Here is a 24,293-nt window from a genome sequence, read left to right as displayed (position 1 = left end):
ATTTTTACTACAAATTGGTCTGCTGTGTGAAATAACGGTTCAGCCAGGAATTGGAAGCGGGAATTTTCCAACGGTTCATCCATTGCGCTTTAGTCGCTACCTGATTATCGAAAACAGTAGTCGAAGGAACAATGATTTCTTCCTGCACCGATGCTTTTATTTTGGCAACAGGTATTGTTTGAACTTCTCCATTATCATCAAAATAAGCGAGCGATCTGTCGAAAAAGTCAATCTGCATGCGATTCCCGATTTCCTGCAACCAATGCACAGACTTATCGATCGAACAGCCACTTGGCAGCTCGTCCCTTTCATCAACCGCAATCACAACAAAACGATGTTCGAACACCTTTCCGGATGCCGTTAAAGGTTTTCCGTGCGCCTCCCACGAGTCCAGCGACGCTTTTAAAGTTTCGGTAATAATGCCGGTCTCGGAATCACTCAGTTTGCGGTTCGCCTGATATACCCAGACTCTGGACTGAAAATCGATATCACTAAACGGGATGTACATATTTTAAAAAGTTAAGCTTTTATCACGGTATTTTGTATGCTGAATTTTCAACAACGGTGGGCGCGACTAAGTTCTTAAGGATTCTTTTGAATTAAAGTCCATTAGCCTTTGCTACGAGTTCAGCAATATCATAAATCCTGACCGAATCCTCCTTTTCTTTGTTTTTGAGCCCGTCGGTCATCATAATCATACAAAACGGACAGGCTACTGCAATAGTATCGGCGCCGGTTGCCAGCGCCTCTTCAATGCGTTCGATATTGATATCCTTGTTGCCCTTTTCAGGTTCTTTAAACATCTGGCCGCCACCCGCACCGCAGCAAAGTCCTTTCACTTTCGATCTTTTCATTTCAAAAAGATCTGCATCCAGGGCTTCCAGTACGTGTCTTGGCGCTTCATAAATATCGTTGGCGCGACCGAGATAGCACGAATCGTGGAAAGTTACCTTCTTACCTTTGAACGTTTCGCCATTCTCCGGTCTTACCCTTCCTTCGTCGATAAGCTGCTGTAAATACTCGGAGTGGTGGAGCACTTCATAGTTGCCGCCCAGCTCGGGATATTCATTTTTCAGGGTATTAAAACAATGCGGGCAAGCGGTCACGATTTTCTTAACTCCATACATATCGAGCACCTGAATGTTGGACATTGCGAGCATTTGGAAAGTGAATTCATTTCCTGCCCGCCGCGCTGGATCTCCCGTGCAGCTTTCTTCGGTACCCAGCACAGCGAATTTTACCTTTGCTTTATTTAATATTTTGACGAAAGCCACTGTCACTTTCTTGTAGCGGTCATCGAAAGAACCGGCGCAACCTACCCAGAACAAAACCTCGGGAGTTTCATTTTCCGCGGCCATTTCTGCCATTGTAGGGACCTTATATGAGTTTTCCTCCATTTTTCAGGAATAATTAATTCTTATTAATATGTTACTTAATTGCGTCAGCCCAATTAAAGCGGTCCCCAGGTGAAAATTTCCATGGCGCCTGATTGGTATCCAGGTTTTGAAACATCATATTCCAGGAGCCAGGTGCCTTCGCTTCATCCATTATTTTATAACGGCGCAACTGTAAAATGATATCGAGTGGATTGATTAGCACCGGGCATTCCTGCACACAGGCATTGCAGGAGGTACATGCTAATATTTCCTCTTCAAGAATGTAGTCGCCGATCAGGTTTTTATCGTCAGGAACAAAAATTCCGCCATTTGCCTGCATATTGCGACCCACATCTTCCAGTCGGTCGCGGGTATCCATCATGATTTTTCGCGGCGACAGTTTTTTCCCGGTAATATTGGCCGGACAAGCCTCCGTACACCTGCCGCATTCCGTGCAGGAATAAGCATCCATAAGATTCTTCCAGCTCAGGTCGCCGACATCTTTGGCACCAAAACGCTCGGGTACAACCGAATCTGCATTTTGATTTTCAAGCCCGATCATCACCTTCACCTCGCTGGTAATCTCTGGCATATTATTCATTTTACCTTTTGGGGACAGCCTCGCGAAATAAGTATTCGGAAATGCCAGCACAATATGCAGGTGTTTGGAATAAGTAAGATAAATGGCAAAGACGAAAATGCCTATAATGTGCAACCACCATGCAAAACGCTCGTAAATCACAAGCGCATCGGGTTCCCAACCTGTAAATAGCGGTTTCAGAAACTGGCTGAACAGAAAACTGCCTGTCTGCGTATAATGCGGATCGCCCATTTCCTGCAATACACTATCTGCGGCATTCATGGACAGAATGGCCAGCATTAGAACGATTTCGAAAATGAGGATCAATTTACCGTCAAGCTGCGGCCACCCGCTCATTTCCCGATGCTTTTCAGGCTGAAATCTGTCCACATGCACAATGCTTCTACGGATTAAAAAGATGACACAAGCCAGCAAAACGCCAAACGCCAATATTTCAAAAAAGCCGATCAGGTATACATAAAAGCTTCCCAGAGCAGGCGCGAAAATCCTGTGTGTTCCCAGAACACCGTCCAGGACGATTTCCAGAATTTCGATATTGATCAATATGAAACCAATGTAGACAGCAAAGTGAAGAACACCGATCAACGGGCGATCAAACATCTTTTTTTGTCCAAACGCAACACGCAGCATGGTCGATAGCCGTTTCCCGGGTTGGTCTGTCCTGTCCTCGCTTTTCCCGAGCAATATCGTACTCCGGATCAGGCTCGCGCGCCTGTAAACCAGCCAGAAAATGGTAGCCAGAAGCGCGATAAAGAAAACCTGTTGTAACACTGCCATATAAAAAATGTTCAATCTGCGCCATGAATTAGTATGCAAGCATACCATAGCAAATATGGCAAAAATGTGTTTTGAAGCAAATGGTTTTTGAATAAATAAAGGCGATATTATGTAACACGAAGATTTTCAGGGCTGTACTGGCGTTAGTGATAATATCGAAGAAATATTTTTGGAAATAATTTGTAAAGCAAAACCAAACTTCTAGTTTTGCAGTCCCAAAGGGAACCAATTGAGCCTGGTGATGTAGCTCAGTCGGTAGAGCAAAGGACTGAAAATCCTTGTGTCGGCGGTTCGATTCCGTCCATCACCACAGAATGCAAAGCTAACCGCTTGATAATCTTTGAATTATCGAGCGGTTTTTTGTTTGGTTTACATTCTGGTTTACAGTTGCGCCGAAATCGCATATCTGCGGCGGACAATCTCTTTAATCTTAGCAGCGCAAAATCTTCATTTGCCGCTCGACCTGGGAGCGAAATTTCTACTTCGCGACCAGCATCAATCCCAAAAACTGTCCAATCACTTTACGATTCTCTTAATTCCGAGCTGGAATTATCGCTTTCGCTACTTTATCGCGAGATAAGGCAAAATGTGCCTAAACAACTTCTGGATGCATTTAACACCAGTTGAAGCAAAGTTCATACTTTTTCATACTTGATTTTTCGCCTCCCTTCCCCCAACCTTTGACCAACATCAACCGAAAACAAACGTGTCATGTCAAAACTGGTTTTAATCGAATTCGACGAGTTCAAGAGCTTCACCCGAGAGGTGATTCAAGAGGAGTTTAGAAATGTGTTCAGCCCGAATCAAGGTCTGAAAGGCTCGAAGGAAGAGCCGCTGCTTTCGCGGGCTGAAATGGCGCGTGAGCTGAACGTTTCGCTGGTCACGCTGCACCAATGGCAAAGATCGGGCTTGCCCTATCGGAGGCTACATCGGAGGATTTACTTCATCAAGTCCGAGGTGCTGGATTACATGTACACAAATCAGAAAACAAAGAAAAAGGGATAATGCCTAGCCCGCATTACCCCTTAAAAACTTAAAAGTCTTAGTATGACAAATTTAGCAGCCCTGAATGGTTTCTCCAACCATTCGGAAGGAAAGATTTTACATAAATCTTCACTAAACAAGATGGAAAACCTCGCGGTCAAAGGTAGAACGCTGGCTCCGCTGCGGCGTTTACTCGGAAATTATGTCCTGGAAAACTCCGCGGTGATCTTCGCGGCGGAGCGTGGGACCGGCAAAACGCTCTTAGGCCTCCAAGCCTGTATTGCCATTTCTGCGGAATGGCCGTCAATCTGGAATGAGCCTATTGAATACCACGGGAACACCTTATTCATCAATTGTGAGCTCAGTGAAGATACGATCAGTCGACGGCTGGCCAAGCTGTTTGACGCACCACCTGAGGAAATCAGATTTTCGGAGTATCACAGCTATGTCTATACAACCAAGAAGGGCTTAGACGAAGAAGCGCAAGCGATCATTGAAATGTCGAAGCTGCACAAGCCAGTCTTGATCGTTCTGGACAATTTCAGGGTTGCCTTCCTGAATTCCGATACAAACAATGGGAAGGAAGTCGCCAAGGCAATGCACCTAATCTTAACGTTGCGTGATTTACTGGATACAACAATCATCATCACTGACCATACGCGGAAGCATACCCGGAATCTGCTGACCGATAGTGACCTTCAAAGCGGCTCCGGCGTGAAATCTGATTTGACGGATAGCGACATGTTTCTTCGGAAGAGCAAGCAGGACATTCAGTATCGGATTTTCAAACGCTCCAAATCAAGGCATTGCGAAGAGACCGACGGTGCCAAGCTCATCCGCCTGAATCCGGATTCGCTATGGTTTGAATTTGTCCAGGACAACATCGACGAAGCGCAGCACATTGGTGCCGAAGTGATGCCTGTCAAGGAGGAGCAGAAGGATTTAGCACGCGAGCTTCGTGATCAGGGAAAGACTATTGAACAGATCGCGAAGATTTTGAATAGGGGCAAAGGCACTATTCATCGCTGGCTAAACGAGTAATGAGCTCGAATGGGCCCACATTTTTCTCACAACCCCTCCTAATTTTTGAGAGGGGATTGCGAGAAAAATGTTCGAAGAAAATGGCAACATCTAGCATTGAACTTGGCTAGTCTGGCCATGTTCCATTTGTTCCAGAAGTTCCATTTGTTCCAAAATTCCATTTCGTTCCATCCGTTCCGCTGGTTCCATTTTGGTCTGGGACGTTCCATCTCGTTCCACTTGTTCCAAAAATTCCATTTGTTCCAAAGTTCCGTTTCGTTCCATTCGTTCCACTAATTCCAATTGGCGTCGGGTATTCCATCTTGTTCCATTTGTTCCACTCGTTCCATTCCGTTCCAGTTGTTCCAAAAGTTCCAAAATTCCATTTGTTCCACTTTTTTCGCTCAAAAAATCGACTAAAAATGGAACGTTTTGATATTCAATTAGATAGCGAGTTTTTTGAGCAAAATGGAACAAGTGGAACGCGTGGAAAATGGAACGGAACGGAACACCGGCGGGTGAAAAAAGAAAAGCTATGAATGCAAAACAGATCAATCAATCGTACGAAATCGTGGCCTTTTTGGCCCAGAATGGCTTCCGGCCAGCGTCCGTAAAGGGTAGTAACTATTGGTATATCAGCATGATACGAGAGCCGGAGAGCCGGGCATCATTCAAAGTTGATACTCGAAAAAATCTCTGGTATGATCATGCACTTGGTGTGGGAGGCAACCTGATCGACCTGGCTTGCCGGTTGTTCCAAAATTCAGATGTGAAGGAGGTCATGAGGCTGATCACTGACGGTCTTTCTTCTTTTCACCCGCAAAAACCAGAAGTGAGGTTGCGGCAGGATGTGAGCTCCGGGCTGCGTATAACGTCCGAAGGTATCCTTGGACATGGCTATCTGCTGCGGTATTTGAGCAGTCGAGGTATATCAGATGAAGTAGTAAGAAGGTATTGCATTCAGGTCAACTATGAGAACGGCGGGCGCGAGTACAATGCTATTGGTTTCAGGAATAGGGCGGGAGGTATTGAGATCCGGAGCGTGAGTTTCAAATCATGCATTGCTCCGAAGGATGTTTCCTATATCGATAATTCCGGCAATAAGCTGCTGATCTTCGAAGGGTTTATGGATTTTCTCTCGTACTGGATGCTTCCCGAGTTCCAAATATCCGATGCGAATTTCCTGATCCTGAATTCCACCTCGCAGTTAAAACGAGCCCACGAATTTCTCGCAGCACCTGGTCCGAAGTACCTGTTTCTCGATAACGATAAAGCCGGATTCGAAACAGCGGCTTATATCAAGCACAATTATCCGAAGGTGATCGACATGGCAGTAATGTATGCTGGCTGCAAGGACTTGAATGATTTTCTCACTCAAAACCAATACCTCAATGACCAAAGACCTGCTGTTGCGCCTGTACGCAAGAAAAGACCGGAAGCGCCGGAAAATGCTTTTCGCACTTTTTAGGGACAAGATAAAGCTCAATGTCTCGATCGATGCGGTAGTCGAAATGATCAATCAGGAATTGGGAAAGCAGGGGATTATCAATGCGGCAGATATCAAATACTGTCGCCACTATTTTGGGAAACGGCACACCGAGAACGAGAGACAAAAACTGATCGCAGACATGTACCCTGGGAATAACTCGAATTCGCTAATCATGAGCAAGGAGGTCAAAACCATCCAACCTGATCTTGAAGAAGTTGATTGGACGGACGTGGATGAAATAAGTGTGGCAATGGAAGGTATTAAATCAAAATTCACAAAAAGATGAAACAGCTAAATTTTATCCTTCAAGCGAAGGGAGGAGTGGGTAAAAGCCTGCTATCATATCTGCTCGCGGTTGCTGAGCAAAATTCTGAAAAGTCTCTGTTCGTCGATCTGGACAGCTCGACCGGTACCTCGACTCGCCAGCTTAAATTTTTGGGCGATTTGCGGACGGAGGCAGTTTCGCTTCTCAATGAGAAACAAGTACTGGTAAGGGACAGCCTTATCTCGTATCTCGAAAGTCTCGCCGAGACGCCTTTTGACCGTATCTATTTTGATTTCGGTGCGCCCGAATCGGAGCAGCTTCCTGCATTGATTGAACGGGATATCCCATTTAAGGATTTCGTCGACGAACTGGGTTGCAAGGCAAACTTTCACATTGTTATTGGCGGTGGCGGTATGTATAAATCGAGCGTCGATTATTTGCACAAGCTTCTCAGGGCTTTGCAAAATGAGTTTGAAGTGACCGTCTGGCAAAGCATTACGACGTTCAACAATTTTGCGCAGCTCGGCGAAGAGTTGGAAAGGAATTGCAAAGCATTGGGACTACGATTCCGGAAGTTCGCCGATTTTGATCCCGGTTCCAATTTGGGCAGCCATATACTCGACGGCATAAGGAAAGGTTATAGCATCGGCGAGTATCAGACCGGTGCAAAGCTGAGATTGAAGAAAGAACTTAACGACCATTTCAAAGATGAACTCAACAATCAGTAAAGACGCAATCACAAGAATGAGGGGCGCGTATCAGGCCAAGTATGGTTTTGAAATGGACGAGTGGACTGCGGTAATGTTGACCGAGCTGCATGAGCACTTTCAGGATTTCGGCAAAAACGTTGCTCAGTCAAATAGCGAAATTGGAAAGGCAGCCCAATTAATCAAAGGGCAAATCAACCTGGTTCATTTCAAAAGCGACCGACAAGCATTTTGGTTTGGTATCTCTCGGCTTTTGCCTCCGTCGTTGGTCACGTTGGTGGGAATATTATTGATCGCCTATTTCGTGAACCAGGGGAACAAGTATCAGGAGATAGCCAGATTCGAGGACAGTTATCCAAACTTCGAGCACTTCCGTCAGCTGATCCGTAATGGAGCACTCCACGAGGAGAAAAATACTACTTACCTGGTACTTCGTCCGGCGTCCAACATCTCTTCAATGAAGATAGGCGAGGAATACCAGTACCTCAAAAAGCAAAATGTAGTCCTGGTTCCATTAGTCACTGATAGTCAGTGATAAACTCCTTGGTTTCGACTTTTTTCGACCAAATTCGACCGTGTTCGGCCGGTTTCTAACTTATTAATTGGCTTTCGTTAAGCAAGCCATGTGTTTGTAACTACAATTTCTGCGCTTCGCTCCGAATTGCAGTTACAAACACACCGGTCGTTCCTCCCTTGTCTTGTCGGGGTGCCACCCCGAACCCCAAAATCCATCAACTTATCGACAACTATGAAAGAGCATTTCGACAATGCGGCTGATCGGCCGCGTCAACCCAAAAAGACAAATAAAGACCGAACAATCCCTCTGCGCGTAACGCAGCAACAATACTCGACGATCAAATCGAAAGCAATGCTTGCGGGGTATTCTGTGTCCGAATATTTACGAAGGCTGGGCATCGGCCATCCCGTCGAAGCCAGGTTCGACAAAGACGAGAAACGGAACTTAGTGGGTATCGGCAGAAACCTAAACCAGCTGGCCGCAAAAGCCAACAATGGTTTCTTCTATCATAAGCCGATTATGGAAGTGTTGGAGCAGCTTAAACGGATCTTGGTGAAATGATAGCGAAAACGACGATAGGGGCGGACTTCCTGGGAGCGATCTGCTACGGCGCTGGCTTGCGTGTAAATGGTAAAGAGATAGAAGGAAAGTCGGAGCTGCTTTTGACTCATAACCTGGTTTCGGGTGATCCGAAGGGAATGGCGCTGGAGATGCAGCGGGAGGCGGAGTTTAGTCGATGCAAGAAACCGGTTTGGCATACTTCGCTTAGCTGGAAGCCGGGGGAGAATCCGAGTAAGGAGCAAATGATTGAGGCGGCTAATCGGTATTGTGAGAAGATGGGTGCAAATCCGGAGGATCATCAGATAGTGGTGTTTCAGCATCACGACCGGCCGTATAGGCATATTCATGTGTATTTTAACCGTGCGCCTGTTGGAGGGGGGAAGGCTCTTGAGACGTCACACAATTATGCTCGGAATGTTCGGGTATGCAAGGGGATTTCTCAGGAGCTCGGTTTTGCGACGTTAAATAAGCGCGAAATAGGGAATTTGAGACATGTTGCAGATCACAGACGAGAAGCTCAGAGAGTTATAAATCTAGCTGTTAAAGATGCCTTGAAGCATAAATGTGTCACCCCATTTGATGTTGAGCGATTGTTGGAGGAAAAAGGCATCCAGTGTAAATTCACGGTGTACGATGGAGAATTAAAATATTCCAGTTACATCTTTCAGGGAGTGCCACTAAGCGGCCAAGACGTCGGATTCACGGCGAAACAGCTGCAGAAACAGTTAGATCGAAACGCGTTGGTGCTGATGGCACCAAATGCGTCGAATCATTCTAAGGCCATGAAGATTCGAAACTCGAGAGGTCACGGATTGGAGTAAAAAAAGGGTAGTTTTGTGTTAAGTTTTGTAGTCGTCATGTCAATGCCAGCTGCGTTGGAAGTGACATTCGCCTGCATAATCATTTAGGTGCCGGAAGTGGTCAACGGTCAAAATGACCGTTTAATAATTTGCCCGTACTAAATTGGTTGATCGACGAAAATTTTAACTATTTACTGACACAAAACAGCAAAAGGACAGTGATGCGTACGGCAGCTGCTGCTTTGGAATAGTGAAGTGAAATATAACTCGCTTAATAACAATTGTTTAGTGTAAATTTTTATTCAAGTAATTATGCCCGACTTTATTAGTGAAAACATTGAGAAGTACAAGGAAATAACAGAGGTGTACAAAGCGACAGTGACCGATACACTGGAAGCTCCGTTAACCAAACTTAAATCTGTTTTTGCCCAGCTACTCAATGAGAAGGCGCAGGACTATTCATTACAGAAGGTAAACTCGGTTTACAAGTCTAAATATTATTCGATAAAAGGTCGGATAAAGGAAGAAACGAGCTTTTATGAAAAACTTATTAGAAAGAATATTGGGTTAAGTATCGTTGCAGGCCATAACCTGATCAATGAAGATGTTAACACTAAAAAGGCTGGAATAATCTCAGATATCCAAAAACTTGATGACATAATCGGTGTTAGGATAGTTACTGAGTTAAAAAAGGACTGTATTCAAGTATATAAGCTTTTAGAAAACAGCAAGGACTTTTTTATAAGAAACGAAATTTCCTTTCAAGATCTGGAGGATCAACCACAACGAATGAAAAATGGCCTTGATATTTATCGGATTAAAGGCATTTTCCAAGGGTTATACGGATTCGAGTTGCAAATCAAGAGTAAAATAGATGAGGCTTGGGGTGATTTAGATCATACACTGTTTTATAAAGATTACAGTGTAACGCCGATTAAGGATACGGTTCAGGTCACAATGAACAACGTAGGTGAACTTCTAGATAGAATAGAGCACCTATTATATGATCTTCGTGAATCCGGTGCGAACTATGTGGAAAATTCCGAACACATAAAATTTCAGGAAAAAATTGAAAATGAGTTATCAGTTTTATTGAAGGAGAAATTTGATGCCCCATACCAATTAAAGGAGATTTCTCACTTCCTGAAACACTTTCATGAACTGATATCGCCTGAAGTTTTAATAACTCTGGATTACGATCATTTACGGTGGCCGGTTCAGACACCTCTTGTGGATTCATATCTGAAGATACGAGATTCGAACTTTCATTTGATAGTTATAGAGACAATTTACATAAATTGGTGGAATAGCAGAGATGGTGTCGATAAGATTATTGAAGACAATTACGACAATCAAATTCAGCAGTATCTCTTCGATTTTTCAAGATATTATGCAGAAATTTTAAGCGAAGATTCTGATGATTTTTTCGAAGGGATAAAAAATTTGATGAATCATAGTAGTTCTTCAGAAATTCTTTTATCAGCTGCAAGGCATAAGGAATTTCAAGAAATATCAGCAAGAATAATGTCGATGGCTGCGGAAGACGAGGATATTGATAATAATCATCGTGAGATAATTAAGATGATTCAAATACTTATATTTAACGGAGATGTTACTCCCTTTTTGGACCAGGCGCTTGATGCTAATGTTGGTGATGGATTAATAAAAATTAAAGACATTGTAAAAAACAAAAAGAATAACCTCGATAAAAAAATATTTTTATTAGCTACTGAATTGCTAGAATCCCTAAGAAATATATGAACAAAACTAATTCATTTCCGATTATTCGCTATAAGCAGCAAAATCAAGAATACATTAGCTTAATAATTCCGTTTCAAATTTTGTACAAAATTAGCAAAGTCCTGATTTATGGAATCGACGATGACGGATATCAAAGAAAGCCAAATAAAGTCCATTTAAATAGAATTAAAAACGATGCGCTAAAAAGTAATAATTTTCGACTTCCAACTTCTATTATTTTGGGGGTGGATGAAGATGTAGTTGAGGAGATGCTTAAAAATAGTGCCGATCCTAGTAGACTTATAGATATTGATGTAACGAAACAAGTTTTTAGAATAGTTGATGGTCAACATAGGATATATGGTTTATGGGAGGCTTCCAAGGAAAAGTCTGAATTGCTTGACTTCCCATTAAACGTGATAATAATTATATCTCAGGAAAAAAAGAGATCGGTCGAGTTAGAAGTTTTTACAGATATTAATTCTAAAAGTAAAAGAATAAATACAGATTTAGCGGAGTTGGCGAAGCATGATTACCAAATTAAGGAAGAAGTAATTGAGAATAATGAAGTGTCACGCCATATTGCAATAAAAACTGCCTTTTTTCTAAAAAGTGAGGGCGAGGAAAATATTTGGAGGAATGCAATAAAATTTGATATCCACTCGGAAATTTCATTGGGAATTATTGGTGTTACCATTTTTAGCGAATCAATTAAGTCGATTATCGATAAATATATTCTAGATGTTCCGTATTCCAATAATGGGAAAGATTTGGAAGGTCAGCCTTTAATTGAATATTGTAATAATTCCGCGAAAGTTATCGGCGCCTTTTTGTCAAAAGTTTGGAATGATGTTGTCAAAATAAAATGGGGTAAGGCATTTAGAGAGGATATAGTTAAAAATGATGAAGGCGAAATAGTAAAGATATTTTACAGTAAAGATTTCTATATTCAAAAGGGCCTCGGTGCCAAAGCCATCAATTTCATAATTGGGGAGAGCGTTAAGGAACATGGCTTAAATGAAAAAGCCGAAGAAAGTATTCAAAAAATAATATTTGATAGTAAAGTAAAAATTGATGACTGGCGTAATGGTGGTCCATTTTCTGGTTATAATTCTGAGTCAGGGTTTAGAAAGATTCGTGAAGTTATTAAAAATATGCAGCCGGTACCATAAGTAAAAATTTGTGTTTCATAATACTATTGAATGAAATATTGGTTTCTAATTTAGCAGCTGTGATAATAAATGAAACGCGTGCGTTGTAAGTGTTTTTAGGTTTATTTTATAAGATCAATAATGGCATTTAATAAACAATACCTAATTAAGGAAATTCAAGAGCAGTTCTTGGAAGATGATGGACGGCGACCATGGATTGTTGCTTTTAGTGGTGGTAAAGATTCGACTACGTTGTTAATGTTGGTTTGGGAGGCAATATCTGGCCTCAATGAGATTGAAAGAAAGGTCCGCCCAATATATGTGATTTGCAATAACACTTTAGTTGAGAATCCCCAGGTCCTCAAATTTGTTAACGCGCAACTTAGAATCATTCAGCAAAGGGCAACGGAGCAAGGTTTCCCAATTGTTGTTGAGCACACTACTCCCCGTTTGGATGATAGCTTTTGGGTGAATCTGATTGGCCGCGGATACCCTGCTCCAAACAATATTTTTCGGTGGTGTACGGAAAGGTTAAAAATCTCGCCCACCACTCAATATATCAAGGAGAAAGTTGCGCAGTATGGAGAAGCAATCATTTTGATTGGAACCCGCACCGATGAAAGCTCATCTCGGTCAGCCTCGATACGGAAACACTCCATTAAGGGTGAGAGGTTAAGTAAACATCCATTGCCGAACGCTATGGCTTATGCTCCGATCAAAGATATGACAACCAAGGAGGTGTGGTCATTTTTGGAGTTTACCAAGAATCCATGGACAGGAGATAAAAATAACGAACTCAGAACCCTCTATCTAAATGGTAGTGGCGGCGACTGTCCTATTGTAATGGACGTTCAAACCCCTTCATGCGGAAATTCGCGGTTCGGTTGTTGGGTTTGTACAGTGGTTAAACGGGATAGATCGATGGAGGCGCTGATAGATAATGGAGAGGACTGGATGGTTACTTTGATGCAGGTAAGAGATTTTCTTTACGAAACAATAGATCGTTCAAACGAAGGGTATGATGCAGATAAGTATAGAATGCCCATCAGGAGAAATAAGGCAGAAGGAGTGGGTCCTTATTGGCCAAAATATCGTTACGAGATCCTGGTTATGGTTCTGAAAGCCCAGAAGGCGGCGACGATTCAAGACCCAACTAACCAGCTCATCTCTCTTCAGGAGCTGTCGGCTATCCAAATCGTTTGGAACCGCGATCACATTTATGAGTATAGTGTTGGTGATGCATACAGGGCTGTGTTTGGAGATACCGTGGAATTTGAAGACCGATCTCTTGAAGTAGATAATGAGAGGAAGTTACTGAGGGACATTTGTAACGATAATCCCAATGATGAGTTATTGATACAAAGGTTGCTTAGTGCGCAAAAAAATAAGGGTTTGCTACTTAGAAAGCATGGTCTTCAAAACGATATTGAGAACATTTTGCAAGAGCACGTAAGGCCGACTTTTACAAAATTTGAGAATTATTAAGATGCTGATTAAAAAGATAAAGCTCTACAACTTCCGGATTTATAAGGGTGTTAATGAAGTGTGTTTCGATGCGGATGATGAGAAGAATATCCATATTATTAGCGGCTATAATGGATACGGCAAAACCACTTTTCTGACATCTTTGGTTTGGTGCCTCTATGGTGGACAGATGCAGGATGTTGAAGATAGTTTCAGGCGGCGAATTAGAGAAGTGGGAGGGTACTCAAAGTTTTTAGAAGGGTGCTTGAATCGTGCCGCCGCGTCGGAACTAGACGATACATATTCTGTTTCAATTCTATTTTCTAGCTTGCGGATATCGGGTTTAATTGCTAATGAGGTAGAAGTTAAGAGATCTTTTACAGTTGGTGATAAATCAGATCAATTGGAAATATACATTGACGGGCAAAAAAATGAGCTAGTGCAGGATATTGGCAATGACATTTTTGTCCAAGACTTTATCTTACCCAAGGAAATAGCAAAATTTTTCTTTTTCGATGCGGAAAAGATTACTTCTTTAGCTGACAATCAGTCTGCTGATGAGAGACGCCAGCTCGGTAAGGCATATGCTGAGGTATTGGGGATAAAGAAGTACGTAGATTTGCGAAACAACTTGGCAGAGTTGCGGCTGAAATATAAAAAGGAATCGGCGTCTTCTATAGATACTGAAAGATACATTCAATTAGAGAAGTTAGTATCGGTTATTGAGCAGGATTTAGATTTGTGCGAGAAAAGTAGAAGTGAGAAGAAATTGAGACTGACGGAAATTGAAGATCAAATTGTGGTTTTGCAAACAAGGCTGTGGCGACTTGGAACAAGCTTGGATTATGATGATATGATCAAGCTAAAAAGCAAAAAGGAAGATCTGCAGAAGGTATCGGAGGTGCTCAAAGAGACTTTTAAAATGCTACTCGAATTTGCCCCTTTCGCAATGGCAGGGCGGCTTTTCTTTGAGACCTTGAAGAGTTCAGGGAGTAAGTTAGAAGGCAGTGAGCTGCACGAGCTTACTTCTGCAACTTTAAATGATCTACGAAATGATTTTGCAAAATTTATTGAAAGTCTACCTCAAACCATTGAAAAATCAATCGTCAACCCAGAATTTGTAGCCTTCTTAGATAGGCTAGATACTCTTCGTGCTGTAGATCTCGTGAGAAACGGGCGACGTAACCTTAGCGAAAGCGCTTACAGCGAAATGGCGGCCATTGGAAGACAACTGAGATTTACCTATCGAGACGAGTTTAAAAGGCTAAATACGGAGCTCAAGAGGAATCGGTACGAATTAAACGAGGTGAGTAAGAAGCTTTCTCAGGCGGAGTCGAAGGAGAATGACAGTTCAGTTAAGCATCTTCAGCTGAAACTCGGCAGCGTGCAGAATTTGAAAAAGTTACTGCAACATGAAATCGATGAAGAGACAGTTAAGATTGTTAACTTAACTAATGACCTGAATGTGCAAAGAAAAGTTTTGTCGGAGTTTCAGAGGAAAATTTCGGTCAAGGATGACCTGAGGGATAAAGATGATACTGCCGTTAGATTAATTCGTAGATTGGATAAATTCATAGTTAGTATCCAAAACGAGAAACAACATTTGCTTGAAAAGACTATTGCTGACTGTCTAAATAGACTTATGCACAAGCAACGGTTTGTCAAGCTCGTTTCAATAAGAATTGAAGGTGAAATTATTGATATCGATTTGTTGAGTGAAAGGGGAGATAAGATTAATAAAGAAGAATTATCAATGGGCGAGAAACAACTTTATGCTACTGCTATTTTTCAAGCTTTGGTTAAAGAATCTAAGATTGAATTTCCTGTATTTATAGATAGCCCAATGCAGAAATTAGATATGTCACATGCGCAAAATATTTTGCGAGAATTTTACCCTCGTGTATCAAAGCAGGTAGTGATTTTGCCATTGTTAAATAAGGAATTTTCCAAATCTGAATTTGAAATAATAGAAGATAATGTGAAGAGCTGTCACCTCATTATTCATGACAGAAGTGAAGAATCTTCTACTATCCGAAGAACTTCGAACGAGAATCTATTTTCCATTATGTCTCCAAGTAAAATGATTAAGTCAGATGTTTAATTCCATAACAACATCAGAAGCCAATAGGGAAAGGATTGCTAGCCTAACAAACAAATTAGCGTTAGGGCCAGAAAATATTATTGCTCGCCTAGCATTCGCTTATTCGCTTTCCCGAGCTGTCAGATTGGATTTGAAAGATATTAAGGATTCGAAAGGAAAGATATACTCGGCGAAGGTACTCTTTGGCAATTATGTCGAAATTTATCTGGCGATGATTTGCCATTTTTATGACATAGAGGACAATGATAAGGATATTCCGAAATATGTAAAACTCCATATTGATCATGGATTGCAAGAAATGGAGCCTTATGCAAATAGTGACGGTATAGATTTTCTAGCACGCTGCATCGAAGAAGGACTTCTCGAGTTAGTTTTTTAGCGAAAGTTCGCGATTTCTGTCAAGGCCAACTCAAATGCCTTTGCAACGGTATCGTCTGCTGCATGTGGGGTGAAGCGCCCGATACTTAGCCGAAGAGAACAATATGCCGTGTCTTCGCTGTGGTGCATCGCCATGATAACATGCGAAGGTTCTACTTTATGCGAGGTGCATGCAGAACCATTTGAGATGGCAATATTGTCCCTAAGATGAATTATTAAGGCTTCAGCGTCGATACCATCGAAATGAAAATTAACGATGTGAGGGGCCCGAGGAGCATTTATTCCGTTTATATGGCAGTCTGGGAGGGATAATAACTTAGCTTCGATAGAGTTTCGAAGTGCAAATAAATGCGCCAATTCCGAGTGATAGCTTTCTTTGCACAGGGCAGCAGCCTCACCGAAGCCGACAATTCCAGGAGTGTTTAAAGTTCCTGATCTTAGGCCAAATTCATGTCCCCCACCATGTATTTGAGTCGTAATCTTAATGCGTGGGTAGGTGCTCTTTACATAAAGCGCTCCGATACCGTTAGGGCCATATATTTTGTGGGCGGAAAAGGTAAGCAGATCAATGTTTTCTTTGTGGACATTTAACGGGATTCTACCCACGGCTTGAGTTGCGTCAGTCATGAACAAAATATCTCGCTGCCTGGCTATAGCTGAGATTTCCGAGATCGGCTGTATCACACCCGTCTCGTTATTGACATATTGTACCGAGATCAGGACTGTTTCTGGCGTGATTGCGGATTCTAGTTCCTCCAAATTTATTAGGCCACTCTGATTAACCCCTAGCAAGGTTACTCTGGCACCTTGCGTTTCCAAATACAAACAAGTGTCTAGAACTGCTTTGTGTTCAACTATGGTAGTGATGATATGATTACCCTTGTGCCGGTAATTTTCATATACCCCCTTTACTGCCAAATTTATTGCCTCCGTGGCACCTGATGTAAATATGATCTCTTCATCCTTTTTAGCCCCAATTAGATCGGCTAATTGAGCTCTTGCTCGTTGTACTGCATTTTTGCTCTCAACTCCGAAGTCATGTGTTCTACTTGCAGGATTTCCAAATTTTTGACCGAAATAGGGCAGCATTGCATCTAGCACCCTGGGATCTGTTGGGGTCGTGGACGCATAGTCAAGATACAGGCAATTTTCATTCATAGTCAAAAGCATTTAGACTTTCAGGAAGAACCCTATTGTCCGTTTCAAAGTGCCCAAATGCAGAATTTTTGTTTAGATGGATCTCACTCTATATCCTAGGGGTACAATTACATGTTGTCATAGACAATATTTATGCATTTCTGGCATGCCTTCGGTTTGAACTGACAAGTATTCCTTGACAATTGCAAGCATACTGGTCCGAAGCGCCTTAGATAGATTCTATTACAACTCTTAGACAATGATAATTTTATTTGAATGCTTTTTGTCTAAGAGTAATGTCTAGTAAATGAGACAGTTAAGCCTATTTTCAGTACAAAAATCCGAGTAATTCCGAGTGATAGCTAAGAGTTTGCTACTTTTTGTCGAAGACTTGATGCCAATTTCGTCGGACAATAAATTGACGTGCATACCATCAACTATCGTTATTGTAAAATTTCTGGCACAAGCGACTCTCTCTTTCTCTTGCTACGAGCACTATTTTAAACTTGGTCCTCATGAAATCAATGGGTAATGTGCAAAATTTGCACATTACTGGTGAAGATCTGACTACGATTTATTTGTCAAGAATTTTTTCAGTTCAATAATCAGAGATTCAGGTAGATGGTCAGCTGCATTATTCTCAGTTACCTTCTTCGCAATGTAACTACGTTTCATTTTTTTGAAAGGCGTAAAGTTTCTAAGAAGGGCAACAAGATCATCTTGTGTCGCCTCGAAAGGTTTGTCCCCATTGGTACTGTAGAAAATCGTCTTGAATAACGCGATAACCTTTCCCTGAGGCAAGTAGGTGTAAATGTCTACTTCTTCCTCGCACTTCGGAATGACTGTGTTTTCCTCCAGCTGTCGATTGACTTCCGCCAGCAGGCCTTCTAAAATGGTTTTTTCTTGTGCAGAGTAAGGCTGTGTTAGTCGAATGGGAATTTCATTTACGAAGAAATCCAGAAACTCGACCTTGTCCGGGTAAGCTTCATAATGATACCGGAAGCATCGGAGAGATTGGCTGAAAGTAGCGAGCCTTACCAGTTTCGAGAAGATTGTGTTTTCATACAAGGTTGTACTTGGTTCCGACGGGAAAACCAGATGAAATTCATTAAGCTGGTCAACGACATCGTACTTAAAATATGAAACAAGGGGTATGTCGTCTCCTTTGATTCCCAAAAACGTTTCTCCTAGTCTCTTTACTGTCGAATATTTCCCGACTGGTTTCTTACTGTCCTCCATAATCACTCATCTTTAAAACGCTCCTTCCAGATTTCTGAAAGCTGTCGCGCGTACTGTTTTTTGGTTACCTTGATGTATGTCAAAAATGCCTTTTCGGTCCGGTGACCGGTGATTGCCATGATGGCGTAGGAGGGTGTGCCGGCAAGATACTCATTGGTTGCAAATGATCGCCTGGCTGTGTGAGACGTAATTAACGAAAACTTACTTACCTTTTTCTGCGTCCGGACTTTTCCTTTCTTTTCGAATAAAGCCACATCATCGCTTAAATTGGCCTTCTCGCCGATCTCTTTGAGATATTCATTCATCTTCTGATTTGATATCACGGGCGGTAAGTGGTTCGGCGTCTTACCCTTATACTTCTCCATTACTTTCCTGACGATCGGGTGGATCGGAATTTCCAGAAATTCATCTGTCTTGATCGTCTTAGTTTTCAGGTATTTGAAGTCCGGCGATATGTTTTCGGCTTGTATGGCCGTGAGATCAGAGAAGCGTAGGCCGGTGAAACAGCCAACAATGAAGAGATCCCGTACTTTTTCCAGCCTGGGTTCAGCTGATAGGTCCAGCTTCATCAGGAGCTTGATTTCGTCTTCATTTAGATAGATCGAATCTACTTCTTTACGGGGCGTCGAGAACCGCCGACTCTTAAACTCTATGTTGTCATTCTCCTTTCGCTCTGTCGCCTCGTTCAAGAAGAATTTTAAAAGGCCGGTGTGCTTATTCTGTGTGTTTTCATTGTATTTCTTGATCTCGACCATAAACCGTTTAAAATCGTGGTAGAAATCCAGTGTGATGTCGTTGAAGGCAATGGTTTTCTTCTTCGTATCGGTCTGATACGCTGTCAACATCTTCAAATGCGAGCGGTAGGTCTTGATCGTGTTGGCATTCTTGAATCCCTCGACGGACTTGATGTATTTGTTGACGAACTCGATCAGGCCGGGCTTACCTTTCTCAGGAGCCGCTTCATATTTATCAGTCCTTATCTCGCGCTCAAATAGCGGTTTCAGATCGGCGGGAGTGATCGACAGTTTCTGGTAAAGTCGCTGCTGATATATCTTCTGAACCTCATTTCGCCACCGATCCAGGTTGGCGTTGAGCTCCAAATAAGCCTCGTGGCTGGCTTTTGCCTTCTGGTTTTTTGCGTCCCAGGACTTGGGCTTTATGAACTGATTTGTAGAAACCACAACCTGCTCCGTTCCATAGCGGAAATACAAGGATATCAGGCAATTGCCATTTGGTTTTGGCTTTTTGAGATAGTATTTTGTAGTAGCCATGCAGCCGACGACTTGATTTCCACAAATCTATCTTAACTGATCTGGTTTACAAAATGGTTTACGAGAAAATTACTTTTTAAGGTTGCATGTTACTTGGTTCAATTTTATATATTTGCCATTAGTAGCTCAGAATCAGAATATTTTAACGAAAAGCTCATGAAAGTAGAAATCAAAGGTTCGATTCCGTCCATCACCACAACTTAAAGCCGCTACGAGCAATCGCAGCGGCTTTTTTGTTTGAAATTTTAACTAAAATTTCCCGCCGATTATACGATCGTTAAGCGCGGCGAATTTGCCTTTAATTTTTGGTAAATGCTTCGGCCGCTCACTGGTACCTGAGGTGTCCGTGAGTGTGTGTATGAACGAAATTAGGTCCTTTTTTTCTGTGACGTTGAGGTTTAATGAATCCGGCAGAATGGTTATGAAGAGGCCTCGAAATCCAAATTTATTGCCTGCTCCATGATTGTAAAAGTCAACCACCTGATCCAGCGTCTGGTAAATACCATTATGCATATACGGTGCGGTGAGGGCCGCATTCCTGACAGTCGGGACTTTAAATGAAGACTTGAACAAAGGATTCCGAGTAGAATGTTGCAAACCAACGTCCGCATCAAGCTCGTATTTGCTCATCGTATCTTTAACTGGCACGCCTAAACTACGATGGTCGGAAATTGCAAAGTATGGCGGCACTGTGCCATTAAACAGAGGCGCATAATGACAGCTTCCGCAACGACCTTTTCCCATAAAGACATTAAATCCATTTATTTCCTGGGAGGTCAAAGCTGATTTATCCCCTCTCATATATTTGTCAAAACGAGAATTTAGACCAACTAATGTCCTTTCGTAAGTCGCAATAGCACTTTTAATGTGCTTTCTGGCTATTCCATGTTTGATCGTTTCAGGGAATGCTTTGTTGAAAAGCTTGATATAGTCTTCGCTGGCAGTAATACGCTCTGTCACGATCTCAAAGGATGTTCCGTGCATTTCATTGGGATTCATGATCACAGAATCCGCCTGATCTTCGAGCGAATTAACACGGGAATCCCAAAACTGTGACGGCTGGAAAACCGAATTGATAACCGTAGGTGCATTCCGGAGCAGCTGATCGAGCGTGAAGCTCATACTTTTTCCCAAACCATCGGTAAATGCCATTTCAGGTTTGTGACACGACGCACAGGAGCGCTCGTTATTGTCGGAGAGAATCGGGTCGAAAAACAGGACTTTGCCTAATTCCGCGCGCTCCTTGAAAAGCGTAACGCTACTGTCGGGCGTGAAGAAAGACAGGTTGAAAATATCGGCTTCAAACAGTCCACTAGTCTCGGGGTTAAGGGCTGCAAAGCGGTGTTCGGCGTGGATATTCAGCATTTTTCTGACTGTAACCAAATGTTTGGAGAGTGGATTCAGATAGCTGGTCAACAATTCCATTCTATCAAATGTGTCAAAATCAGTATTTAACACTAGGTATTTTTCAGTCTCGTTGAGCAAATGTTCAATCTGGGTTTTGAGGTTTTTGGAAGAGCTGGGAAGCTGCGCCAGATATAATCTCAGGACCTTACTCCAAACCTCTATTTCAGCCTGAACGCACGGCAAATTGACCGGATTGAGTTGAAAATCGCCATTGCCGAGCCCGACGCTGGTGATATTGAACATTTGCAGTTTCATGGCTTCCATGACCTGTGCATCTGTCATCAGTGGAATGTTTTTCTCGTATTGTAATCCCGCCAACGTCGCCCGGAAGTTATTGGCAGCACGCGTAATGAACATTTTTTCAAAATCGCGATTCGCCTTACTTGATTTGGCGACGACTGAATCCGCATCGATACCGAAAGGCCCGGCTATCAAGAAATTGTCTGGTAATGCTGGCCCGACCGGCTGCTTTGTAGCCTGGATCGGCTGCCACATCGTTGTGTATGCTTTTTCAGGATAAAAATAGAGGAAGAAAAGCTCCACACGCTTGAACTGCCGCGCGAGATCGGTGTAAACTCGAACCCTTGCGGCATAGTTGCTATCCAAAAAATAGGTAGGGTACGCAACGAGCATAGAGTCCAGCCGCTTCATTTCATTCAGATAGATTTCCCTTGCCTTTTGGGCGGCGCTGGTCTTCGTCCCACTATTATTGCGGAAAATAGCGGCGCAAAACAAAATAACTACGGCAAGGCACAGCGCCGAAAAAAGTCTGTTTTTCATCTTGAAGAAGCAAAAAGATTCCGTAACGAGACGTAGTGGGCAGGCTATCGAATGTACTCGAAAAACCAAATGAAGACAAATCGTTTGAGTTAGCGGTAAATAGGGACCCGATGACGATATGGATATGCGATATAGCTCGCTCCACCCGCCATTGTTTTTCAATTAATATCAGAAAAGCTTTTGGTGTTCACCTTGCGCTATTTCTACATAAGCCGCGATGGATGTTTGTCGGAATTGATCGTATTTATTAACCTTTTTCTTCTAAATATAGCTTTTTGAGGGAAGATGAGGATTGGGTAAAATTTTTCTTGACTTCTGCATTTTTCATTGTGTAACTTCCTGTAAACAGGTTACTCAATCACTTCTCTATCAAAATGTTATGAAAATTTTTTCTACATTGACCTACAATGTGTCATCGCTAAAATTTTATCGATACGCGCTAATTAGTTCTATCACTTTGCTTTGGCTTGGGCAACAGTCAGTTGCGCAGGGTTCCAGGACGAGACTGACCATTCCCGATGAATTTTTGTCGGCTAACTTTATTGGGAATGGTAATTTTAACGCCATCATTTTCGGGGATTTTCAAACCAATTCAGGTGACGTGGAAGGTAGGCTGGCCGTTGCCGGGAATATGAATATCAATACCGGAGGTTACAGCGTTGGAACCGGGGGAGTGGGAGTTAATGCGCCGGATTTCACGGATAATCTGGTTGTTAATGGTCAGTTTAATAATGCTGGCGGCGGTAACTGGGGACTTCGGGGAAATCTGATTTACAACACCGCTCCGACAGGCAACGTGCTTCCGAGCTTGCTGGCGCCCGGCTCCACAATAACAGGCGGAGTATTGGATCACATCAAATTTTCAGATAATAAGCTGCTTGGTTATTACCGGACACTCAGTGGGCTATTGAACACACTTGAAAATACCGGGACGGTCACCTTCGATGGTTACCACCAATATGTGCTGAAAGGTACGAGCGATGGTTTGAATGTCTTTAACATCACGTTACCAGACAATATGAGTAGCGACGAAATCAGGGTGGAAATACCGACTGGCGCGTCGGCGATCATCAATATCCTAAACCAGACGCTTTCCATCAATGGCGGCAGCATGAAAATGAATGGTGCGGACGAAGCGAATGTCAGGGTGCTGTTCAACTTCCCTAATGCAACTGCAATTTCCCTCGCACATTATAAATTTTTGGGAAGCTTCCTGGCGCCGAAGGCTGGTTTGAGTGGTAATGGTGGCTCTATTAACGGACAGTCGATTATCGGTGGACATTTTAATCAACTAAATGGATTTGAGTTTCATAATTTCTACTTTTCCGAAAATACCATTACGTTGCCGGTCAGTCTGGCGAAATTTACGGCTTCAAAGGAAGGTCAATCAGTAAATCTTAATTGGACAACCACTTCTGAAACCAACAGCAGCCATTTTGATATCGAGCACAGCGTTAACGGGAAATCCTGGAACCGGATTGGAACGGTGTCGTCGCATCAGGAAAGCAGTCAGTCGAGACATTATTCGTTTACTGATCAATCTCCTGTCGACGGTGAAAATTTGTACCGTCTTAAAATGGTAGACCTCGACGAAACATTTGCTTACAGCAATATCGAAAGTATAAAGATTAAAACAGGATCAGCTATTACGCTATTTCCAAATCCGACAGCCGACCGGATATTAGTTAGTAATAGCGCTGACATTAAGCAAGTTACGATTGTCGATTTTTTTGGGCGTAATGTATACAAAGCCGTGAAAATCACATCAGAAGGTATAGATTGCAAAAATCTGGCATCAGGAATGTACGTTGTGACAACCACGCATTTTGATGGTGCCATGAATTCTCAAAAGGTTTTGATTCGTAAGTAGGTATTGTATCGGAGCCCTGATTATATCAGGGCTCCGAAATGTGATGGCACAGTCAATCGGGGAGTCCCTTGACATAACCGGTATACTTTCCGTATTTATCCACTTGTAAAGAATTCAGTCCGTAGCAAAAGGAGACTTCCGGGACACTGTACCCCTTAGGATATGCATAAGCTCGTTTGACAAAAATGGTCATACAGTCTCGTTCCCATATAAAACACGGATTTCCATATTCTTCAACGTATCGGTAGTTGCCTGGATACAGCTTCTGGATCTCTTCGACGATCTCCTGACTGGTTTTACAACTATCGTCATGAAGTTCAAATGCAACTCCGTAGACTAGTTTTTCTTTAAAAGTTTCAGTGATTGGATCTTGCTTGCTCCATTGGGAATCCCATTCAAAGAACCATTTTCCGCTAATATTTTTGCCGCCGATAGAGTCAGTCTGTAACCACGTATAATGCCTTGAAAAGTCACCCATTGGAGCCCGCAGCGCGCCGCGTACTTTGATCGGAAATTGAAAGTGAATTCCTCGGAAGCTCACCTTTTCTAGTTGATAGCAGGTTCCTTCGGTATCCCAGGGAGTTACTAAGATGAGCGCGAGGATTCCGAAAGCAACGGGATACAGAAACTTATTCATAAGTGATAACTGTAATCGTTA

General features: G+C 42.5%; 23 protein-coding genes and 1 tRNA gene. 15 read left to right on the top strand and 9 right to left on the bottom strand.

Translation table 11 applies throughout. From position 1 onward, the window contains the following. Positions 1-7: 7 nt before the first annotated feature. From FXO21_RS09755 to FXO21_RS09745, 3 genes are all read right to left on the bottom strand, one after another. The gene (locus tag FXO21_RS09755) at positions 8-508 is read right to left on the bottom strand and encodes a hypothetical protein (protein WP_149639909.1); all 501 of its coding nucleotides are present in this window, start codon (positions 506-508) and stop codon (positions 8-10) included. A gap of 91 nt (positions 509-599) precedes the next feature. After that, positions 600-1,397, bottom strand: coding sequence for a (Fe-S)-binding protein (locus FXO21_RS09750; protein ID WP_149639908.1), 798 nt, complete (start codon positions 1,395-1,397; stop codon positions 600-602). Between the two features lie 31 nt (positions 1,398-1,428). After that, positions 1,429-2,754: a (Fe-S)-binding protein gene (locus FXO21_RS09745; RefSeq protein ID WP_149639907.1), complete on the bottom strand. Its 1,326-nt coding sequence runs from the start codon at positions 2,752-2,754 to the stop codon at positions 1,429-1,431. 237 nt (positions 2,755-2,991) lie between these two features. On the opposite strand from FXO21_RS09745, the gene FXO21_RS09740 reads away from it, so the two are divergent. The 3 genes from FXO21_RS09740 (at position 2,992) to FXO21_RS09730 (ending at position 4,779) form a co-directional block, all read left to right on the top strand. Next, a tRNA-Phe gene (locus tag FXO21_RS09740) sits at positions 2,992-3,064 on the top strand. Positions 3,065-3,465: 401 nt separating this feature from the next. Continuing rightward, complete coding sequence (locus FXO21_RS09735) at positions 3,466-3,759, top strand: helix-turn-helix domain-containing protein (RefSeq protein WP_149639906.1); 294 nt, start codon at positions 3,466-3,468, stop codon at positions 3,757-3,759. A gap of 42 nt (positions 3,760-3,801) precedes the next feature. Continuing rightward, positions 3,802-4,779: an AAA family ATPase gene (locus FXO21_RS09730; protein ID WP_149639905.1), complete on the top strand. Its 978-nt coding sequence runs from the start codon at positions 3,802-3,804 to the stop codon at positions 4,777-4,779. A 90-nt stretch (positions 4,780-4,869) separates the two neighbouring features. Here the strand turns inward: FXO21_RS09730 and FXO21_RS09725 are convergent, their stop codons facing one another. Then, positions 4,870-5,235: a hypothetical protein gene (locus FXO21_RS09725; RefSeq protein ID WP_149639904.1), complete on the bottom strand. Its 366-nt coding sequence runs from the start codon at positions 5,233-5,235 to the stop codon at positions 4,870-4,872. A gap of 16 nt (positions 5,236-5,251) precedes the next feature. On the opposite strand from FXO21_RS09725, the gene FXO21_RS09720 reads away from it, so the two are divergent. From FXO21_RS09720 to FXO21_RS09670, 11 genes are all read left to right on the top strand, one after another. Continuing rightward, complete coding sequence (locus FXO21_RS09720) at positions 5,252-6,226, top strand: toprim domain-containing protein (protein WP_149639903.1); 975 nt, start codon at positions 5,252-5,254, stop codon at positions 6,224-6,226. After that, complete coding sequence (locus FXO21_RS09715) at positions 6,150-6,533, top strand: hypothetical protein (protein WP_149639902.1); 384 nt, start codon at positions 6,150-6,152, stop codon at positions 6,531-6,533. Before FXO21_RS09720 ends, FXO21_RS09715 begins: the two co-directional genes overlap by 77 nt. Further along, positions 6,530-7,240, top strand: a complete 711-nt coding sequence (locus FXO21_RS09710) for a P-loop NTPase family protein (RefSeq protein ID WP_149639901.1) — start codon at positions 6,530-6,532, stop codon at positions 7,238-7,240. Before FXO21_RS09715 ends, FXO21_RS09710 begins: the two co-directional genes overlap by 4 nt. Next, positions 7,221-7,754, top strand: coding sequence for a hypothetical protein (locus FXO21_RS09705; protein ID WP_149639900.1), 534 nt, complete (start codon positions 7,221-7,223; stop codon positions 7,752-7,754). Before FXO21_RS09710 ends, FXO21_RS09705 begins: the two co-directional genes overlap by 20 nt. A 213-nt stretch (positions 7,755-7,967) precedes the next feature. Beyond that, the gene (locus FXO21_RS09700; protein ID WP_149639899.1) at positions 7,968-8,297 is read left to right on the top strand and encodes a plasmid mobilization protein; all 330 of its coding nucleotides are present in this window, start codon (positions 7,968-7,970) and stop codon (positions 8,295-8,297) included. Continuing rightward, a complete protein-coding gene (locus FXO21_RS09695; protein WP_149639898.1) occupies positions 8,294-9,118 on the top strand; it encodes a relaxase/mobilization nuclease domain-containing protein in 825 nt (274 codons plus the stop codon). The genes FXO21_RS09700 and FXO21_RS09695 overlap by 4 nt, the downstream gene beginning before the upstream one ends. 291 nt (positions 9,119-9,409) lie before the next feature. Further along, positions 9,410-10,858 carry a nucleotidyltransferase family protein gene (locus tag FXO21_RS09690; protein WP_149639897.1) on the top strand — a complete coding sequence of 483 codons (1,449 nt, stop codon included), beginning with the start codon at positions 9,410-9,412 and terminating at the stop codon, positions 10,856-10,858. Next, positions 10,855-12,009, top strand: coding sequence for a DGQHR domain-containing protein (locus FXO21_RS09685; RefSeq protein ID WP_149639896.1), 1,155 nt, complete (start codon positions 10,855-10,857; stop codon positions 12,007-12,009). The genes FXO21_RS09690 and FXO21_RS09685 overlap by 4 nt, the downstream gene beginning before the upstream one ends. Before the next feature lie 120 nt (positions 12,010-12,129). Continuing rightward, positions 12,130-13,473 carry a DNA phosphorothioation system sulfurtransferase DndC gene (dndC, locus tag FXO21_RS09680; protein ID WP_149639895.1) on the top strand — a complete coding sequence of 448 codons (1,344 nt, stop codon included), beginning with the start codon at positions 12,130-12,132 and terminating at the stop codon, positions 13,471-13,473. Beyond that, entirely contained in the window at positions 13,460-15,553 is a 2,094-nt protein-coding gene (gene dndD / locus FXO21_RS09675) for a DNA sulfur modification protein DndD (RefSeq protein WP_149639894.1), read from the top strand. Before dndC ends, dndD begins: the two co-directional genes overlap by 14 nt. Next, positions 15,546-15,932 (top strand): DndE family protein, encoded by a 387-nt coding sequence (locus FXO21_RS09670; protein ID WP_149639893.1) that lies wholly within the window; start codon positions 15,546-15,548, stop codon positions 15,930-15,932. Before dndD ends, FXO21_RS09670 begins: the two co-directional genes overlap by 8 nt. Here the strand turns inward: FXO21_RS09670 and FXO21_RS09665 are convergent. From FXO21_RS09665 to FXO21_RS09650, 4 genes are all read right to left on the bottom strand, one after another. Beyond that, positions 15,929-17,089 carry a cysteine desulfurase family protein gene (locus FXO21_RS09665; protein WP_225865636.1) on the bottom strand — a complete coding sequence of 387 codons (1,161 nt, stop codon included), beginning with the start codon at positions 17,087-17,089 and terminating at the stop codon, positions 15,929-15,931. The two genes, FXO21_RS09670 and FXO21_RS09665, sit on opposite strands and share 4 nt — an antisense overlap. Positions 17,090-17,635: 546 nt before the next feature. Next, positions 17,636-18,307, bottom strand: a complete 672-nt coding sequence (locus tag FXO21_RS09660; protein ID WP_149639891.1) for a hypothetical protein — start codon at positions 18,305-18,307, stop codon at positions 17,636-17,638. 2 nt (positions 18,308-18,309) lie between these two features. Further along, on the bottom strand, positions 18,310-19,578 hold the full coding sequence (locus FXO21_RS09655; RefSeq protein ID WP_149639890.1) for a site-specific integrase: 1,269 nt from the start codon (positions 19,576-19,578) through the stop codon (positions 18,310-18,312). Between the two features lie 249 nt (positions 19,579-19,827). After that, entirely contained in the window at positions 19,828-21,765 is a 1,938-nt protein-coding gene (locus FXO21_RS09650; RefSeq protein ID WP_149639889.1) for a cytochrome-c peroxidase, read from the bottom strand. A gap of 379 nt (positions 21,766-22,144) precedes the next feature. On the opposite strand from FXO21_RS09650, the gene FXO21_RS09645 reads away from it, so the two are divergent. Then, a complete protein-coding gene (locus tag FXO21_RS09645; protein ID WP_149639888.1) occupies positions 22,145-23,635 on the top strand; it encodes a choice-of-anchor A family protein in 1,491 nt (496 codons plus the stop codon). Between the two features lie 52 nt (positions 23,636-23,687). On the opposite strand, the gene FXO21_RS09640 is transcribed toward FXO21_RS09645, so the two are convergent. Beyond that, a complete protein-coding gene (locus FXO21_RS09640) occupies positions 23,688-24,272 on the bottom strand; it encodes a hypothetical protein (protein ID WP_149639887.1) in 585 nt (194 codons plus the stop codon). Positions 24,273-24,293 lie beyond the last annotated feature (21 nt).

The organism is Dyadobacter sp. UC 10 (assembly GCF_008369915.1).
In the GTDB taxonomy this organism is placed as follows: Bacteria; Bacteroidota; Bacteroidia; order Cytophagales; family Spirosomataceae; genus Dyadobacter.
The sequence above is the reverse complement of the archived record's forward strand: the minus strand, read 5'-3'. Positions and strand labels throughout refer to the sequence as shown.

What these genes read in the sequence shown, in the direction of transcription:
- FXO21_RS09720 (WP_149639903.1), top strand. Translation starts at nt 5,252, where the DNA reads ATGGAACGGAACGGAACACCGGCGGGTGAAAAAAGAAAAGCTATGAAT.
- FXO21_RS09735 (WP_149639906.1), top strand. Translation starts at nt 3,466, where the DNA reads ATGTCAAAACTGGTTTTAATCGAATTCGACGAGTTCAAGAGCTTCACC.
- FXO21_RS09745 (WP_149639907.1), bottom strand. Translation starts at nt 2,754, where the DNA reads ATGGCAGTGTTACAACAGGTTTTCTTTATCGCGCTTCTGGCTACCATT.
- FXO21_RS09685 (WP_149639896.1), top strand. Translation starts at nt 10,855, where the DNA reads ATGAACAAAACTAATTCATTTCCGATTATTCGCTATAAGCAGCAAAAT.
- FXO21_RS09650 (WP_149639889.1), bottom strand. Translation starts at nt 21,765, where the DNA reads ATGAAAAACAGACTTTTTTCGGCGCTGTGCCTTGCCGTAGTTATTTTG.
- FXO21_RS09690 (WP_149639897.1), top strand. Translation starts at nt 9,410, where the DNA reads ATGCCCGACTTTATTAGTGAAAACATTGAGAAGTACAAGGAAATAACA.
- FXO21_RS09730 (WP_149639905.1), top strand. Translation starts at nt 3,802, where the DNA reads ATGACAAATTTAGCAGCCCTGAATGGTTTCTCCAACCATTCGGAAGGA.
- FXO21_RS09700 (WP_149639899.1), top strand. Translation starts at nt 7,968, where the DNA reads ATGAAAGAGCATTTCGACAATGCGGCTGATCGGCCGCGTCAACCCAAA.
- FXO21_RS09665 (WP_225865636.1), bottom strand. Translation starts at nt 17,089, where the DNA reads ATGAATGAAAATTGCCTGTATCTTGACTATGCGTCCACGACCCCAACA.
- FXO21_RS09755 (WP_149639909.1), bottom strand. Translation starts at nt 508, where the DNA reads ATGTACATCCCGTTTAGTGATATCGATTTTCAGTCCAGAGTCTGGGTA.
- FXO21_RS09715 (WP_149639902.1), top strand. Translation starts at nt 6,150, where the DNA reads ATGACCAAAGACCTGCTGTTGCGCCTGTACGCAAGAAAAGACCGGAAG.
- dndC (WP_149639895.1), top strand. Translation starts at nt 12,130, where the DNA reads ATGGCATTTAATAAACAATACCTAATTAAGGAAATTCAAGAGCAGTTC.
- FXO21_RS09660 (WP_149639891.1), bottom strand. Translation starts at nt 18,307, where the DNA reads ATGGAGGACAGTAAGAAACCAGTCGGGAAATATTCGACAGTAAAGAGA.
- FXO21_RS09750 (WP_149639908.1), bottom strand. Translation starts at nt 1,397, where the DNA reads ATGGAGGAAAACTCATATAAGGTCCCTACAATGGCAGAAATGGCCGCG.
- FXO21_RS09695 (WP_149639898.1), top strand. Translation starts at nt 8,294, where the DNA reads ATGATAGCGAAAACGACGATAGGGGCGGACTTCCTGGGAGCGATCTGC.
- FXO21_RS09640 (WP_149639887.1), bottom strand. Translation starts at nt 24,272, where the DNA reads ATGAATAAGTTTCTGTATCCCGTTGCTTTCGGAATCCTCGCGCTCATC.
- FXO21_RS09705 (WP_149639900.1), top strand. Translation starts at nt 7,221, where the DNA reads ATGAACTCAACAATCAGTAAAGACGCAATCACAAGAATGAGGGGCGCG.
- FXO21_RS09670 (WP_149639893.1), top strand. Translation starts at nt 15,546, where the DNA reads ATGTTTAATTCCATAACAACATCAGAAGCCAATAGGGAAAGGATTGCT.
- FXO21_RS09645 (WP_149639888.1), top strand. Translation starts at nt 22,145, where the DNA reads ATGAAAATTTTTTCTACATTGACCTACAATGTGTCATCGCTAAAATTT.
- FXO21_RS09655 (WP_149639890.1), bottom strand. Translation starts at nt 19,578, where the DNA reads ATGGCTACTACAAAATACTATCTCAAAAAGCCAAAACCAAATGGCAAT.
- FXO21_RS09710 (WP_149639901.1), top strand. Translation starts at nt 6,530, where the DNA reads ATGAAACAGCTAAATTTTATCCTTCAAGCGAAGGGAGGAGTGGGTAAA.